Annotated in this window: 15 protein-coding genes and 1 other RNA gene; 11 read left to right on the forward strand and 5 right to left on the reverse strand. The window is 67.2% G+C overall.

Features of this window, described 5'->3' with window-relative positions; all coding sequences use genetic code 11:
* Positions 1–58: 58 nt before the first annotated feature.
* The 7 genes from E3T22_RS09515 (at position 59) to E3T22_RS09545 (ending at position 5463) form a co-directional block, all read left to right on the forward strand.
* The gene (locus tag E3T22_RS09515; RefSeq protein ID WP_240632454.1) at positions 59–1777 is read left to right on the forward strand and encodes a GAF domain-containing protein; all 1719 of its coding nucleotides are present in this window, start codon (positions 59–61) and stop codon (positions 1775–1777) included.
* Complete coding sequence (locus E3T22_RS09520; protein ID WP_088456147.1) at positions 1777–2406, forward strand: response regulator transcription factor; 630 nt, start codon at positions 1777–1779, stop codon at positions 2404–2406. The genes E3T22_RS09515 and E3T22_RS09520 overlap by 1 nt, the downstream gene beginning before the upstream one ends.
* Positions 2407–2413: 7 nt before the next feature.
* The gene (locus tag E3T22_RS09525; RefSeq protein ID WP_088456148.1) at positions 2414–2917 is read left to right on the forward strand and encodes a DUF427 domain-containing protein; all 504 of its coding nucleotides are present in this window, start codon (positions 2414–2416) and stop codon (positions 2915–2917) included.
* Positions 2918–2967: 50 nt separating this feature from the next.
* Positions 2968–3789 carry a Nif3-like dinuclear metal center hexameric protein gene (locus tag E3T22_RS09530; RefSeq protein ID WP_088456149.1) on the forward strand — a complete coding sequence of 274 codons (822 nt, stop codon included), beginning with the start codon at positions 2968–2970 and terminating at the stop codon, positions 3787–3789.
* Positions 3786–4580 carry a zinc ribbon domain-containing protein gene (locus tag E3T22_RS09535; RefSeq protein WP_241983653.1) on the forward strand — a complete coding sequence of 265 codons (795 nt, stop codon included), beginning with the start codon at positions 3786–3788 and terminating at the stop codon, positions 4578–4580. The genes E3T22_RS09530 and E3T22_RS09535 overlap by 4 nt, the downstream gene beginning before the upstream one ends.
* 64 nt (positions 4581–4644) lie before the next feature.
* Positions 4645–5017, forward strand: an RNA gene (gene rnpB, locus E3T22_RS09540) — RNase P RNA component class A.
* A 77-nt stretch (positions 5018–5094) separates the two neighbouring features.
* Positions 5095–5463, forward strand: coding sequence for a TIGR02611 family protein (locus E3T22_RS09545; protein ID WP_088456151.1), 369 nt, complete (start codon positions 5095–5097; stop codon positions 5461–5463).
* Between the two features lie 25 nt (positions 5464–5488).
* On the opposite strand, the gene ppgK is transcribed toward E3T22_RS09545, so the two are convergent.
* Complete coding sequence (ppgK, locus tag E3T22_RS09550) at positions 5489–6256, reverse strand: polyphosphate--glucose phosphotransferase (protein WP_088456152.1); 768 nt, start codon at positions 6254–6256, stop codon at positions 5489–5491.
* 4 nt (positions 6257–6260) lie between these two features.
* On the reverse strand, positions 6261–7139 hold the full coding sequence (map, locus tag E3T22_RS09555; protein ID WP_088456153.1) for a type I methionyl aminopeptidase: 879 nt from the start codon (positions 7137–7139) through the stop codon (positions 6261–6263).
* Between the two features lie 12 nt (positions 7140–7151).
* Here map and E3T22_RS09560 point away from each other — a divergent pair, with 12 nt between their 5' ends.
* Positions 7152–7340: an SPOR domain-containing protein gene (locus E3T22_RS09560; protein WP_088456154.1), complete on the forward strand. Its 189-nt coding sequence runs from the start codon at positions 7152–7154 to the stop codon at positions 7338–7340.
* Positions 7341–7362: 22 nt separating this feature from the next.
* Here E3T22_RS09560 and panB read toward each other — a convergent pair whose 3' ends face one another.
* Positions 7363–8235, reverse strand: coding sequence for a 3-methyl-2-oxobutanoate hydroxymethyltransferase (panB, locus tag E3T22_RS09565; protein ID WP_134409393.1), 873 nt, complete (start codon positions 8233–8235; stop codon positions 7363–7365).
* 115 nt (positions 8236–8350) lie between these two features.
* Here panB and glnA (E3T22_RS09570) point away from each other — a divergent pair, with 115 nt between their 5' ends.
* Positions 8351–9688, forward strand: coding sequence for a type I glutamate--ammonia ligase (gene glnA / locus E3T22_RS09570; RefSeq protein WP_066595282.1), 1338 nt, complete (start codon positions 8351–8353; stop codon positions 9686–9688).
* A 26-nt stretch (positions 9689–9714) separates the two neighbouring features.
* Positions 9715–12750 (forward strand): bifunctional [glutamine synthetase] adenylyltransferase/[glutamine synthetase]-adenylyl-L-tyrosine phosphorylase, encoded by a 3036-nt coding sequence (locus E3T22_RS09575; RefSeq protein WP_134409392.1) that lies wholly within the window; start codon positions 9715–9717, stop codon positions 12748–12750.
* 70 nt (positions 12751–12820) lie between these two features.
* On the opposite strand, the gene glnA (E3T22_RS09580) is transcribed toward E3T22_RS09575, so the two are convergent.
* Positions 12821–14245, reverse strand: coding sequence for a type I glutamate--ammonia ligase (gene glnA, locus E3T22_RS09580; RefSeq protein ID WP_088456157.1), 1425 nt, complete (start codon positions 14243–14245; stop codon positions 12821–12823).
* 145 nt (positions 14246–14390) lie between these two features.
* On the opposite strand from glnA (E3T22_RS09580), the gene E3T22_RS09585 reads away from it, so the two are divergent.
* Positions 14391–14834, forward strand: a complete 444-nt coding sequence (locus E3T22_RS09585; RefSeq protein ID WP_240632456.1) for an RDD family protein — start codon at positions 14391–14393, stop codon at positions 14832–14834.
* Between the two features lie 68 nt (positions 14835–14902).
* Here the strand turns inward: E3T22_RS09585 and E3T22_RS09590 are convergent, their stop codons facing one another.
* Positions 14903–15613 (reverse strand): DUF4191 domain-containing protein, encoded by a 711-nt coding sequence (locus tag E3T22_RS09590; protein WP_088456159.1) that lies wholly within the window; start codon positions 15611–15613, stop codon positions 14903–14905.
* Between the last annotated feature and the right edge of the window lie 9 nt (positions 15614–15622).

Raw genomic sequence — 15622 nt, forward strand, 5'->3', positions numbered from 1 at the left:
CCGAAGGTCCCAGTCAGGTACACTTTGGGCTAGCTCCGACCGAAAGGGGACGCATTCCGTGACCGTTCCTGAGACCAGGCTTTCGTTTCCCGACGGACCGCGGTCCGCTCTTGACCAGGCGCTGTCCGAACTCGTCCTGAACGCCCAGAAGGTGCTCGCCACCCAGGGGCGGCTGCGCAGCCTGCTTCAGGCGAGCCAGGCCGTCGTCGAAGAACTCGACCTCGCGGCCGTGCTCCGCCGCATCGTGGACGTCGCCGTCGACCTCGTCGGAGCCCGGTACGGCGCGCTGGGTGTCATCGCACCCAACGGCAATCTGGAGCAATTCATCCACGTCGGCATCCCGGACGAGCTGGCCACGTCGATCGGCCACTTACCGGCCGGGCACGGTCTACTGGGCGCCCTCATCGACGACCCGCACGCCATCCGCCTGACGCACCTGGGCGAGGATCCCCGATCTTCGGGCTTTCCGGCGCACCACCCGCCGATGGACAGCTTCCTCGGCGTGCCCGTGCGGGTGCGCGGCGAGGTGTACGGCAACCTCTACCTGTCCAATCAGGTGTCCGGCGCGTTCAGCGAAGAAGACGAGGAACTGCTGACCGCCCTGGCCGCCACGGCGGGCATCGCGATCGACAACGCCCGTCTCTTCGACGAGACCCGCCGCCGGCAGCGCTGGTCGGCGGCATCGGCCGAGATCAGCGCCGCGCTGCTCTCCGACCGGGCGGATGCCTCCCTCGAACTCCTCGCCGATCGTTTCGCGTCACTGGCCGACGCCGATCTGGTCTGTGTGGTCCTCGCCGCAGGCGAAAGCACGCTCATCGTCGACACCGCCAGGGGAAAACTCGCCAAGCAAGTGAAGGGACTCGTCATCCCGTCCGCCGGAACCACCGTCGGGCGGGCCTTCGAAAGCGGTCAGCCGATCCTCACGGCCGACGGCGGTGCCAGCCTCGACCAGCCGGACGCCCAGCTGGTGCTCGGCCCGACAATGGTGATCCCGCTTCTGGCCTCCGGCCGCACCCACGGTGTCATGACGGTGTCCCGCTCCTCCGGCCGACCCCGTTTCACCACCTCCGACCTCGAGATGGCAGCGGACTTCGCCGGCCAGGCCAGTGTTGCGCTCGAACTTGCCCGCGGTCGGTCCGCCGGCCAGAAACTGGCGCTGCTGGAAGACCGAAGCCGGATCGCCCGCGATCTGCACGACAACGTCATCCAGCGGGTGTTCGCGGCCGGCATCGGGCTGCAGGCCATCAGCGGGTCGGTTGACGACCCCAACGTCCGGGAGCGCATCATCGAGGAGGTCGTGGCGCTCGACGTGGCGATCGTCGAGATCCGCACGGCCATCTTCGCCCTGACCGCCGAGACCAGCCGCGACCGCGGCTCGATCCGTCACCGTGTGATCGACCTGCTCAGTGAGCTCGCGTCGCTCTTCGACCAGACCCCCCGCCTGGTCTTCACCGGCCCGATCGACCTGCTGACCCCGCCGGAGATGTCCGATGACATCGCCGCGGTCATCCGGGAGGGGCTGATGAACGTGATCCGTCATGCCGACGCCACCGAAACCGTCGTCAACCTCAGTGTCGCGGACGACCTGGTGGTGATCGAGGTGGTCGACAACGGCATCGGCGTCGTGGAATCCGACCGGCGCAGCGGACTGGCCAACCTCTCCGCCAGGGCGCAGCAGTGGGGCGGCGACCTCGTCCTCGAGAACCGTGCCAGGGGCGGCAGCCGACTGCGCTGGACCGCCCTCATCGAACCTGAACCTGTACGAAAGGAATCGTGATGATCCGAGTCTTCCTGGTGGATGACCACGAAGTGGTGCGCCGCGGAATCGCGGACATGATCAACGCAGAGCCCGACCTCGAGGTCGTCGGTGAAGCGTCGACGGCTCGGCAGGCGGTCGCCAGGGTCGCGGCAACGGTACCCGACGTGGCGGTCCTCGACGTGCGGCTGCCCGACGGCAGCGGTATCGACGTGTGCCGCACCATCCGCTCGGCCAACCCCGGGGTGCAGTGCCTCATGCTCACCGCATACGACGACGACGAGGCCAGCTACTCGGCTGTCCTCGCCGGCGCATCCGGCTACGTCCTCAAGGACATCCGCGGGCAGCACCTGGTCGAGTCCATCCGTCGGGTCGCCCGCGGCGAGTCCCTCGTGCAGAAGGCCGTGACCCGCAAGGTGGTCACCGAGCTCACCGGCACCGCCGCGGATTCGCCGGCCTCCAATCTCACGACGAGGGAGCGCCAGGTGCTCGAGCTGATCGCGGAGGGACTGACGAACCGGCAGATCGGTGACCAGCTCGACCTGGCCGAGAAGACCGTGAAGAACTATGTGTCGGGCCTGCTCGCCAAGCTCGGCATGGCCAGGCGCACCCAGGCAGCCGTGTACGGCGCCGGGTTGCGCCCGCGGTAGTCAGCCGATGAGCGCCACGAACCGGCACCCGGCGATACCGGGTCCCGGCCAGGAGTCGGTCTGGGACTACCCGCGCCCGCCGCGGGTGGAACCGAGTCTGGAGCATGTTGTGCTCCGGTTCAACGGCACAGTGATCGCCGATACCAGGGACAGCGTTCGCGTGCTGGAGACCAGCCATCCGCCCACCTACTACCTGCCGAGGGACGCGTTCTCGGCCGGTGTGCTCGCCCCGGTCAACGGGCACAGTTTCTGCGAGTACAAAGGGCTGGCGTCCTACCTCAGCATCGTCGTCGGCGACCGACGGGCCGATGCGGTTGCCTGGCACTATCCCCATCCGGAGGCCGGCTTCGAATCGCTGGCCGGCCGGGTGGCCGTCTACCCCGGCCGGCTCGACGAGTGCACGGTGGACGGCGAACTCGTGCGCGCTCAGCCGGGCGACTTCTACGGCGGGTGGATCACCGACCGGATCGTCGGCCCGTTCAAGGGTGCGCCGGGCACACTGGGCTGGTGAGCGTCGGCACGTCGCCGGTTGTGGCGGCCGCCGGATAGTAGGCTGACAGGGTGTCATTCTCGCTCGCTGAAGTCGCCCGGGTCTCCCATGAACTGTGGCCCCTGTCCGGCGCCGAGGAATGGGATGCGCCGGGTCTGATCAGTGGCGACCCCGCGCGTCGGGTCGATTCCATTCTGCTGGCCGTCGATGTCGTCTCCGAGACCGTCGCGGAAGCGATCACCTCCGGGGCCGACCTGTTGCTGGCCCATCACCCGCTGCTGCTGCGCGGGGTCACCAGCGTCGCCGAAGACCGCTACAAGGGTGCCCTGCTCGCTCGGCTGATCCGTGCCGATTGCGGCCTGCTGGCCGCCCACACCAATGCCGACGTCGTCGAAGACGGGGTCTCCGATGTCATCGCCTCCAGTCTGGGCCTGGTCGACACGCGCCCGATCACGGGTGGACTGGTCCCTGGCACGGGTATCGGTCGGGTCGGCCGGCTCCCGGAGCCCACGACGCTCGGTCTTCTCGCCCGCCGCCTGGCGGCGCTGATCCCCCCGACGGCGACGGGTGTGCGTGTGGCCGGCGGCTATGCCGACACGATCCAGACCGTCGCCCTGTGCGGGGGAGCCGGTGACTCGCTGCTGCGCGAACCTGCCGTGCGCTCCGCCGACGTGTTCATCACCTCCGACCTCCGGCATCACCCGGCGTCGGAGTCCAGGGAACAGTCGATCCTGGCGGGGGTTGGCCCCGCCCTCATCGACGTGTCACACTGGGCCAGCGAATGGCTCTGGCTGGACGTCGCCGCCTCGGCGCTGCGGCAGAGGCTGCCCGGCATCCGCATCGAGGTCAGCGACGTGCGGACCGACCCCTGGGACTTCGCCGTCACCCAGTGAGCCTGGCTCACCCCCGTTCATTTCAACTCCATAATCATGAAGGTCAGGACATTGTGAAGGCATCTCCCACCGAGCAGAAGGAGCTTCTGCGGCTCCAGGCCCTCGATATCAAATTGCAGCAGGTCGAGTATCAGGCCAAGGCGTTGCCGCAACACGCCGAGCTTGCAGAGCTGGGCCGCGGACTCGATGCGTCCAAGACGGTCCTGACCGGTCAGGTCGGCGAGGTCGAGGACGCCCAGATCGAATTGCGCCGCATCGAGTCTGATGTCGAGGTGGTCGAGAAGCGCATCGCCCGCGATACCGAGCGCGCCCAGCACACCTCCTCGATGAAGGATGTTCACGCACTGGAGAGCGAACTCACCGCCCTGGGCGCGCGTCTGGCCGCGCTCGAGGAGATCGAACTCGCGGTGATGGAACGTCTCGAGGACAAGGAAGCGGCCGTCGCTGAGACCGAATCCGAACGCGCCGACGTCGCGGGCCGGGTCGCCGGAATTGAAGCCGACCGCGACGCGCTTCTGGTCGATCTGAACCGCCAGCTGGGCGAGTTGGCCCGGGACCGGGTCGCGATCGTCTCCGCCATCGGCGAGGACCTGTCGGGGCTGTACGAGAAGCGGCGCGTGGCCGGGCGGGGCAACGCGGCGTCCCTGCTCCGCGCCCGCACCTGCAGCGGATGCACCATGACCCTGACGGGCAACGACCTCGAAGAGGTGCGGGCAGCGCCCGCCGACGACATCGTCTTCTGCCCGGACTGCGGCGCCATCCTCGTCCGCACCGAGGAATCCGGCATCTAGAGCAGGCCGCCGCCAGGGCCCGGTTCGGCAACAGGGCCGGGGCGCTGTAGGCTCGACGACGGAATGGGTCGACAAGACGGTCGCGTCATCCGGGCTTTTCACAGCTCGTGATGCCGAGGAACGTCCGGGCTCCACAGAGCAGGACGGTGGGTAACACCCACCCGGGGCAACCCGCGAGACAGTGCCACAGAAAGTAGACCGCCACCGGCGCAAGCCGGGGGTAAGGGTGAAACGGTGGTGTAAGAGACCACCAGGGGCCAGGGTGACCTGGCCGGCTAGGTAAACCTCGTCCGGAGCAAGGTCGAACAGGAAACGCCAAGGCGGCTCGCCGAGTTTCCGGGTAGACCGCTAGAGGGCTGCGGCAACGTAGTCCCGAGATAGATGGCCGTCCATGGTGAAAACCGGGACAAAACCCGGCGTAATAGTCGGCCCATTCCCCTCTCGAACCTGTGAGTTGCGCGGGACCGTGCCGCGGGGGTGGTGCATTCCCAGCCGGTGCTCCTACGCTGGGGCCATGAGCACCCCCGGGTCCACGTCCGATGCCGTCACCACGCACCGCCCGGCCACGGCCTCGTCCGGGGTCTGGTTGCGGTTCAGGGCGCTGCTCGGCCGGTCCCGGACCTGGATCCACGCTCACCCGCGCCTGCGGGCGCCGTATCGGCTGCTCGTCGCCCTCGCCGGGCTGACGGTCATGGTCGTCGGTCTCATCCTGGTTCCCCTGCCGGGACCGGGCTGGCTGATCGTCTTCGTGGGCGTCGCCGTGCTCGGCACGGAGTTCCCCGCTGCCCACCGGGTCACCACGGTCGTCCGACGGCTCGCGCACCGGGTGCGACTCTGGTGGCGGGCGCGTCAGCAGCGCCAGAGCACCCGGGCGTACAGCTAAGCGGAGTCGGCGAGGCCGGAGTCCGCTATGCGGAAACTGGCGCGTGCTTGACGGCCAGGGCGGCTGCGCCCAGGATGCCGGCATTGTTGCGGTGGACGGCCGGGATGATCCGGGTGTTCAGGTCCAGCAGGGGAAGGAAGTTCTCGTGGTGTTTCGATACGCCGCCGCCGACGATGAACAGGTCGGGAGTAAACAGGGACTCCAGCTTGGAGTAATACTTCTGCAGGCGTGACGCCCACTTCTCCCAGCTGAGGTTGTCCCGTTCCTTGGCCGAGAAGGCCGCGCGGGTCTCGTAGTCCACGCCGTCGATCTCCAGATGACCGAACTCGGTGTTGGGCACCAGGGCCCCGTCGTTGATCAGGGCCGTGCCGATGCCGGTGCCCAGCGTGGTGAGCAGCACGACACCGTCGACGCCCCTGGCCGCGCCGAACGTCGACTCCGCGTATCCGGCCGCGTCAGCGTCGTTGACGAAGTGGATGGGCACGCCCAGGCCCTTCTCGAAAAGTTTTTCCGCGGCGAGGCCGATCCACTTGTCGGACACATTGGCCGCCGACATCGTGTGACCGTGCTTGACGACGGCGGGGAAACACACGCCGATGGGCATCTCGCCCGTTCCGGCGGACACCGTTGCCAGGAGCTGGCGGGTGGTCTCGATGATGTCCTGGGGCCGGCCGCCCTTGGGAGTGGGCAGCTTGACGCGGTCGGAGAGCAGGGCCCCGGTGGACAGGTCCACCACAGCCCCCTTGATGCCGGTTCCGCCGATATCGATGCCGATGGCAGTGGTTGAACTCATGATGTCAATCTACCGGCTGCGGCAGCGTCAGGATTTCGGCGCCACGTTCGGTGACCACCAGGGTGTGCTCGAACTGCGCGGTGATGCTGCGATCACGGGTCAGAACCGTCCAGTCATCCGCCCACATGTCCCAGTCACTGGTGCCGAGGGTCAGCATGGGCTCGATGGTGAACACCATGCCTACCTCCATGACGGTGTCGTATTGCGGTGCGGAGTCATAGTGCGGAATGATCAGGCCCGAGTGGAACGCGTCCCCCACCCCGTGACCGGTGAAGTCGCGAACGACCCCGTAGCCGAACCGCTTGGCGTACGACTCGATGGTGCGGCCGATCACGTTCACCTGCCGTCCGGGTGCCACGGCCTTGATTCCGCGCGCCAGGGCCTCCCGGGTGCGGTCGACGAGCAGGGTGACCTCCTCGGTGGCCTCGCCGACGATGAAGGTGACGTTGGAATCACCGTGCACCCCGTTCTTGTACGCGGTGATGTCGATATTGACGATGTCACCGTTTTCGAGCACGGTGTCGTCAGGAATTCCGTGGCAGATGACCTCGTTGACCGAGGAGCACAGCGACTTCGGGTAGCCGCGGTAGCCGAGCGTGGACGGGTAGGCGTCGTTCCGGATCAGGAACTCGTGGCCGACCCTGTCCAGTTCCTCGGTCGTGACCCCGGGGCGCACCGCACGCCCGACCGCCTGGATCGCGTTCGCGGCGATGCGGCCGGACTCCCGGATCAGTGCGATGCGTTCGGGGGAGTAGACATCGGATCCGGTGAACCGGGCCGGCGCGGTGTGCCCGACATACTCGGGCCGAACGATGTGGGAGGGAACGGAGCGGTGGCTGGACACGGCTCCCGGAACGAGGTGACCGATTGAATCCTTAGGCATAGGATCAACCTTATGGCCGAAGATGCTGATCACCAGTTCTGGTACAACATGCGCACTGGCGCCGTCGAGAAGGGCATGCTGTCGCCGTCCGTCGACAGGGTAGGCCCGTTCTCGACATTCGACGAGGCGACGAACGCCCTCGACAAGCTCCGCGCCAACAGCGCCAAATGGGCCGAAGACGACGAGGCCGAGGACCGCTGAGGCGCACCCGCTCCGGCAGTGTTTACTCGTAGCTGTGCTCGGGGCCCGGATAGGCGCCGGAATCGACGTCGTTCTTGAACGAGTGCACCGCATCGGTGAGGACCGAACGCAGGTTCGCGTACTGCCGCACGAACCGGGGCACGCGTCCCCCGGTCAGGCCGGCGAAATCTGTCCAGACCATCAGCTGACCGTCGACGCCGGGCCCGGCCCCGACGCCGATGGTGGGGATCTCCAGGCGTTCGGTGACCTCTGCGGCGACGCCTGACGGCACCATCTCCAGAACGACCGCGAAAGCGCCGGCGTCCTGCACGGCGAGAGCATCCGTGATCAGCTGTTCGGCGCCCGCGCCGCGTCCCTGTATCATGTGCCCGCCCAAACCGTGTTCGCTCTGGGGGGTGAAGCCGATGTGCCCCATGACCGGGATGCCGGCAGACACGATCCGCGAGATCTGCTTGCGACTGCGCACCCCGCCCTCCAGCTTCACGGCGTGAGCCTGGGCTTCCTTCATGAAACGCACCGCGGTGTGCAGGGCCTCAGACGGGCCGGTCTCGTAGCTGCCGAACGGCATGTCGGCAACGACCAGCGCCCGGGTCACGGCCCTGGCCACGGCGCGGGTCAGTGGGATCAACTCGTCGACGGTGACGGGGAGGGTGGTCTCGTAACCGAAGACGTTGTTCCCGGCGGAATCTCCCACCAGTAGGAAGTCGATGCCGGCCTGGTCGAAAATCTGGGCGGTGAGCATGTCGTAGCTGGTCAGGCCCGTGATCGGGATACCCTGCTGCTTCGCGTTCTGAAAATGCCTGGTGCGCACGCGCTTGGGCCCTGCGGTGGCACTGACGTATGGATTCTGCACCTCGACGGCGTTGGCGGCGTCTGGCGTGGGGATCTCTGGCATGTGCCCAAGTGTACTCAGCGGTCGATTCTGAGAGTCATTCGCAGGTGCGATCAGCCGGTTTTCGCCCGCGCGCCGTCGGCAGCCGGTAGCCTAGGGGCAACAAGAAAGGGCGTGGATGGACAAGCAGCGCGACTTCGTTCTTCGGACCATCGAGGAACGGGGCATCAAGTTCATTCGACTATGGTTCACCGATGTGGTCGGCACCCTCAAGTCGGTTGCCATCGCGCCGGCCGAGGTGGAGGGTGCGTTCGCCGAGGGACTGGGCTTCGACGGGTCAGCGATCGAGGGCCTGACGCGCTCGTTCGAGGCGGACGTGCTGGCCCACCCGGACCCCACCACGTTCCAGATCCTGCCCTGGCGGGGCGAGGTCGACCCCACCGCCCGCATGTTCTGCGACATCACCACTCCGGATGGACAGCCCGCCGTCGCCGACCCCCGGAACGTGCTCAAGCGCACCCTGGCGAAGGCCGCCGAGCGAGGCTTCACGTTCTACACGCACCCGGAGATCGAGTTCTATCTCCTGAAATCGTCCAAGTTCGGCAAGAACGGACCGGTCCCGGTCGATTCTGCCGGGTACTTCGACAACGTTCCCGGCGGCACGGCGCACGACTTCCGGCGCCGGTCGGTGCGGATGCTCGAGGATCTCGGCATCTCGGTGGAGTTCAGTCACCACGAGGCCGGCCCCGGCCAGAACGAGATCGACCTGCGTTACGCGGATGCTCTCACCACCGCCGACAACATCATGACCTTCCGCACCGTCATCAAGGAGGTGGCGATCGAGCAGGGCGTCTACGCGACGTTCATGCCCAAGCCGCTCTCCGACCAGCCCGGCTCCGGAATGCACACCCACCTCTCCCTCTTCGAGGGCGACACCAACGCGTTCTACGAAGCCGGCGCGCAGTACCAGCTGTCGACGACCGGGCGTCAGTTCATTGCCGGTCTGCTGCGGCACGCGCCGGAGATCACGGCGGTGACCAACCAGTTCGTGAACTCGTACAAGCGCCTGTGGGGTGGCGACGAGGCCCCCAGCTTCGTGTGCTGGGGTCACAACAACCGGTCCGCGCTGATTCGCGTTCCGCTCTACAAGCCCAACAAGGGCCAGAGCTCGCGCATCGAGTACCGGGCGATCGACTCGGCAGCCAACCCGTACCTCGCGTACTCGCTGATGCTCGCCGCCGGGCTCAAGGGCATCGAGGAGGGCTACGAGCTTCCGCCGGAGGCCGAGGACAACGTGTGGGGACTCAGCGACACCGAGCGTCGCGCGCTGGGCTACCACCAGCTGCCCGCCAGCCTCGACCATGCCATCCAGTACATGGAGGAGTCCGAGCTGGTCGCCGAGACGCTGGGGGAGCACGTGTTCAACTATGTGCTGCTGAACAAGCGTCAGGAATGGCGAGAGTACCGCTCGCAGGTCACCCCATTCGAACTCAATAAGAACCTCGAGATGCTCTAGGGACTCACCTCAGACAGGTACAGGACATGGCGAGAGAACAGTTGACTCTGACGGACCTCGCTCGGGTGGGCTTCGCCGATCTCGGCGAGGCCCGCGCGCGTCTCGACGAGGTCGGTGAACTCGGCGGGCCTGACCCGTCGGATCTGTTCCCGCTGCTCACCCGGGCTGCGAATCCCGATGCGGCCCTCTTCGCCGTGCTGTCGTTGGTGCGCCAGGCCCCGACCGAGTTCGTGGCGCTCCGGCGGCATCCCGGCGCCCTGCAGCGCCTGGTGCTCGTGTCCGGGGCTTCGACCGGGTTGACCGATTTTTTCCTCCGGCATCCGGCAGAACTCGCGGTGTTGCACGAGAAGACCACCGCCGTGGCCGGGCTCCGTGAGCTGACAGACGACCTGCTCGACGCCGTCCAGTCGAAGGATGGCTTCGCCGAACTCATCGACGACGACGGGTGGGTGGCCCTGCGGGTGCGGTACCGCCGCCGGCTCGCCGAACTGGCAGCCTTCGACCTCGAACAGGCCGACCCCGTGGCCGGACTCGACCGGATCGCCAGGACCCTGGCGCACCTGGCCGCGGCGGCGCTGGAAGCCTCCCTCGCGGTCGCGAGGGGGATGTGCAGCGGCACCGTGGCCGCGCACGGCGTCTATCCCGTTGACGAGGTGCGGCTGACCAAGCTCGCCGTGATCGGAATGGGTAAGGCGGGGGCGGGGGAGCTGAACTACGTCAGTGACGTTGACGTCATCTTCGTCGCAGAGGGCAACGACGACGCCGGGCTCAGCGCCGCCAGGGCGGTGGACATCGCCACCCGGCTCGCGGTCCTGATGATGCGTGGGCTCAACCAGCCCAGCATGGAGCCCGAGCTGTGGGAGGTCGATCCCAACCTGCGCCCCGAGGGCAAGTCCGGCGCCCTGGTGCGTTCCCTCGACTCCCACATCGCGTACTACGACCGCTGGGCCAAGAGCTGGGAGTTCCAGGCGCTGCTGAAGGCACACCCCCTGGCCGGCGACCTGGAGCTCGGCTCCCGCTACGTCGCCGCGGTGGCCCCCAAGGTATGGACCAGCGCCAGCCGGGAGAACTTCGTCGACTCCGTGCAGCGGATGCGCGAACGGGTGACCAGTAACATCCCCGCCGACGAGGTCGCCGTGCAACTCAAGCTGGGCCCCGGCGGTCTGCGGGACATTGAATTCACCGTGCAACTGCTTCAGCTCGTGCACGGCCAGACCGATCCCGACATCCGTCAGCCCGGCACCCTGCCGGCCCTGGCCGCCCTGGCCGATGCCGGCTACGTCGGTCGCGCCGAGGCCGCCGAGTTCGCCCAGGACTACCGGATGCTGCGCCTGATGGAACACCGGCTGCAACTGGACCGGCTGCGCCGAACACACCTGCTGCCCCGGGACGAGTCCGGGCTGCGGGTCCTGGCACGGGCGACGGGCCTGGCCACGAGCGCGGCGGCGCTGACAACCCGGTGGGAGGCCACCAAACACCGGGTGCGCGGCCTGCACGAACGGCTGTTCTATCGGCCGTTGCTCTCCGCGGTCGCCGCCCTGCCCGCTGAGGGCCTGAACCTCACCAGCGCGCAGGCCGAGGCCCGGCTGGCGGCGATCGGCTTCCGCAACACCACGGGCGCCCTGGCCCACATCGCCGCGCTGACCAGCGGTGTGTCCCGGCGGGCGACCATTCAGCAACACCTGTTGCCGGTGCTGCTGCAGTGGCTGTCCGATGGCGCCGACCCCGACTACGGGCTGCTGGCCTTCCGGCGGCTGAGCGACAGCCTCGGTTCCACCTACTGGTTCCTGCGGATGCTCCGGGACTCGTCGGGGGCCGCCGAACGTCTCACCCGGGTGCTCTCGGCGTCGCGGTACGTCGGCGAACTCCTGGAGACCATTCCCGAGGCCGTCGCCTGGCTGGAACACGACAATGACCTGCGCCCCCGCCCGCTCAGCGTGTTGCAGGACGAGGCGCGTGCCGTGCTGGCCAGGCACGGCAGTCCCGACGCCGCCGCGTCCGTGCTCCGCACCAGCCGGCGACGCGAGATGCTTCGCCTGGCGCTGTCGGCCATCCTCGGTCGCATCAGCATTGACGAGCTCGCCGCGGGCCTGACGGATATCTCCACCGTCATCATCCAGGGAATCCTCGGCGCCATCCGTGGTGCCGGTCTCACCGGGGACGACGGTCCGTTCGCTCCGGATGGCATCGAGTTCGCTGTGATCGCCATGGGCCGGTTCGGGGGAGCCGAACTCGGTTTCGGTTCCGACGCTGACGTCATGTACGTCTTCAGGCCCGCTGCCCTCGAGGGCGGTGCGGCCCACGACCGGGCCACCTTCATCGTCCGGGAGCTGAACCGACTCACCGAGGACAACCGGCTGCCGTTCGACCTGGATATCGGCCTGCGCCCCGAGGGCAAGAACGGTGCGGTGGTGCGGTCCATCGATTCCTACCAGGCCTACTACCGCCGGTGGTCGCTCACCTGGGAGGCCCAGGCGCTGTTGCGCGCCCGCGGTGTCGCGGGCGATCCCGCGCTCCTGGAGTCCTTCCACGCCGTGATGGACACTGTGCGGTACCCGGAACAGATCAGTGACCAGGACGTCCGTGAGATCAAGCGCATCAAGGCCCGCGTCGAGAACGAACGTCTCCCGCAGGGAGCCGACCCGAACCGGCACCTCAAGCTGGGCCGCGGCTCGCTGAGCGATGTGGAGTGGTTCGTCCAGTTGCTGCAGCTCCAGCACGCCGCGAGCGTCCCCGCCCTGCGCACGACGTCAACCCTCGAAGCACTCGAGGAGGCCACTCGCGCCGGTTTGGTCACCGAACCGGATGCCGCCGTCCTCCGCGCCGCGTGGCTGTTCGCGTCACGGTGCCGCTCGGCGATCACCCTGTGGACGAACAAGACCGCGGATGTGCTGCCCACTGACAGGATGCAGCTCGACGGCGTCGCCCGCATGATGGAGTACCCGCCGGGTTCGGCGAATCAGCTCGAGGAAGACTACCTCGCGGTGACCCGGCGCGCCCGTGCGGTCTTCGAACGCCGGTTCTATGGACCGGTCGAACGGCCGGGGCCGTTCTCCGGCTGACCTCGACACCGTCGACGACGAAGGGGCCGCAACCTGACGGTTGCGGCCCCTTCGTCGTGCGTTGGGGAGATTAGACCCCGTAGTACAGTTCGAACTCGAACGGGTGCGGGCGCTGCGCGAGGGGCTTGATTTCCTTCTCGCGCTTGTAGTCGATCCAGGTCTCGATCAGCTCGGGGGTGAAGACGTTGCCGGCGAGCAGGAAGTCATGGTCGGCCTCCAGCGCCTGCAGGGCCTCTTCCAGCGATGCGGGAACCTGCGGGATGTTCTTCGCTTCTTCCGGCGGCAGCTCGTAGAGGTCCTTGTCGACGGGCTCGTGCGGCTCGATGCGGTTCTTGATCCCGTCGAGGCCGGCCATCAGCTGGGCGGCGAAGGCGAGGTACGGGTTGCCGGAGGCATCGGGGGCGCGGAACTCGAGGCGCTTGGCCTTGGGGTTGGTGCCGGTGATCGGGATACGGATCGAGGCCGAGCGGTTACCGGCCGAGTAGACCAGGTTGACCGGAGCTTCGAAGCCCGGAACCAGGCGGTGGTACGAGTTGACCGTCGGGTTGGTGAAGGCGAGCACAGCCGGGGCGTGCTTGAGCAGGCCACCGATGTACCAGCGTGCAACGTCGGACAGGCCGCCGTAGCCGGCCTCGTCGTAGAACAGCGGCTTGCCGTCGGCCCAGAGGGACTGGTGGGTGTGCATGCCGGAGCCGTTGTCGCCGAACAGCGGCTTGGGCATGAACGTGGCGGTCTTGCCCCACTCGTGCGCGGTGTTCTTGACGATGTACTTGAACTTCAGCAGGTCGTCGGCCGCGTGCACCATGGTGTCGAACTTGTAGTTGATCTCGCCCTGGCCGCCGGTGCCCACCTCGTGGTGGCTGCGCTCGAGGATGAGGCCGGCGTCCATCAGCTTGAGGCAGATGTCGTCGCGCATGTCGGCGTGCTGGTCGACCGGGCTGACCGGGAAGTAGCCGCCCTTGAACGGGGTCTTGTTGGCGAGGTTGCCGCCCTCTTCCTTGCGGCCGGAGTTCCAGGCACCCTCGCTGGAGTCGACGGAGTAGAAGCTGGTGTGCTGGTTGACCTCGTAGCGCACGTCGTCGAAGATGTAGAACTCGGCCTCTGAGCCGAAGTACGCGGTGTCGCCGATGCCGGTGGAGGCGAGGTACTTCTCGGCCTTCTTGGCCACCTGGCGGGGGTCCTTGGAGTAGATCTCGCCGTTGCGGGGGTTGTAGATGTCGAAGAGCATGATCAGGGTGCGTTCGGCGCGGAACGCGTCGATGTACGCGCTGGTGACGTCGGGGATGAGCTGCATGTCGGATTCGTGGATCGACGCGAAACCGCGGATCGACGAGCCGTCGAACATCTGGCCGACGGTGAAGAAGTCCTCGTCAACGGTCGACGCGGGGATGTTGAAGTGCTGCTGCACACCCGGCAGGTCGGTAAAACGGAGGTCAAGGAACTTGACATCGGTGTCCTTGATGAACGAGAGGACTTCGGACGAATCGCGGAACATGCGGGTTGACTCCAAACGACGTAGGCGTGGGTGACTAGAAATGTCGCACACTGCGGCTTCCCCGACACTATTACGGACGGGTTACTTAAGAATGACGCTTATGTTTCCTCCATGTTACAGAGGGCTCGGTCGGTACACTGATCGGGTGAATTCGACGCCGTCAAGACCCACCACCTTCGGGCAGTTACCGCCCAGCACCTGGCCGGGGGAGCGACTCGGCCTGCCTCGGACCGGACCGCATTCCGTGGGGCGGGTCGGCAGGCGCATCGCGGCGCTGGCCATCGACTGGGCCGTCGCCGTGGCCCTGACCTGCCTGATCTGGGGGTACACCTGGCTCAACTATGACGGCTTCGTGGTCCTGATGGTCTTCGTGGGCCTCCAAGCCCTGCAAGTCGCCGTGTTCGGGGGGAGCGTCGGCCACCGCCTGCTCGGCCTGCGTGTGATCGCCCTCACCGGAGGCCGTGCGGGCCTGTGGCGCCCGATCGTCCGGTCGGTGCTGCTGGGTCTGGCCGTTCCCGCCCTGGTCTGGGACTCGGACCAGCGGGGCTTCCACGACAAGATCGCCGGCACCGTCCTGATCAGGCGCTAGTCTCCGGCACGCAGAGAAGGGCACGGGGTTGACCCCGTGCCCTTCGGTGTTCTGGTGGATGCGTGTGGCTAGTTGCCGCGCTGCGGACGGGCCTTGGTGGGGTCGACACCCTTGGGAATCGGCAGTTTCTTGGTCATGGAGTTGAGGCGGTTGTTGACCGCCAGCACTTCGGCCTTGGTCAGGGTCGGCTTGATCTTGGTCAGCCGCCGGGCGAGCTTGTGCAGCGGAACGGCGTCGGCGTCTGGGCCCACGGTGATGACGGTGACCGCGACGTTGCCGCCGACCTTGGCCACCGAACGCTTTTCCTCGTCCAACATGCGGGCGGTGCGGGTGCGCGGTCCCTCGCTGATGAGCACAACTCCACCGCGGCCGACGGCGCGATAGATGGCGTCCTGGGTCTTACCGTTGACGGCGACGGGCATTTCGCTCCCCACCCAGCCGCGCTTCAACGAACTGCGCAGAACCGCGCCGACGGCGCCGGGCTGGCCCTCGATCTGCGAGTACGCGGCCTTCTCTGCACGCCGACCCAGGATGATCAGCATCGCCAGGACGCCGGCGAGCACGCCGGCGACGATCCAGAGGGCGATGGTGAAACCGTTGTCGGGGGTCAGCAGCAGCGCAAGGGCCAAGCCGACAACAACAGGGATCAGGAAACCCAAGATCATGAACAGAACGATGTTCGAGTCGTAGCGCCGGGTCATCTGGAAGACCTGCCACATTTGCTTCAAGCGGCCAGGTTCTTTGGGGGTGCGGGGACTCTTGTCCTTGCTTCGTGCCATGGTTCTAAG

Source organism: Cryobacterium sp. TMB3-10, from assembly GCF_004402305.1.
Lineage (GTDB): Bacteria > Actinomycetota > Actinomycetes > Actinomycetales > Microbacteriaceae > Cryobacterium > Cryobacterium zongtaii.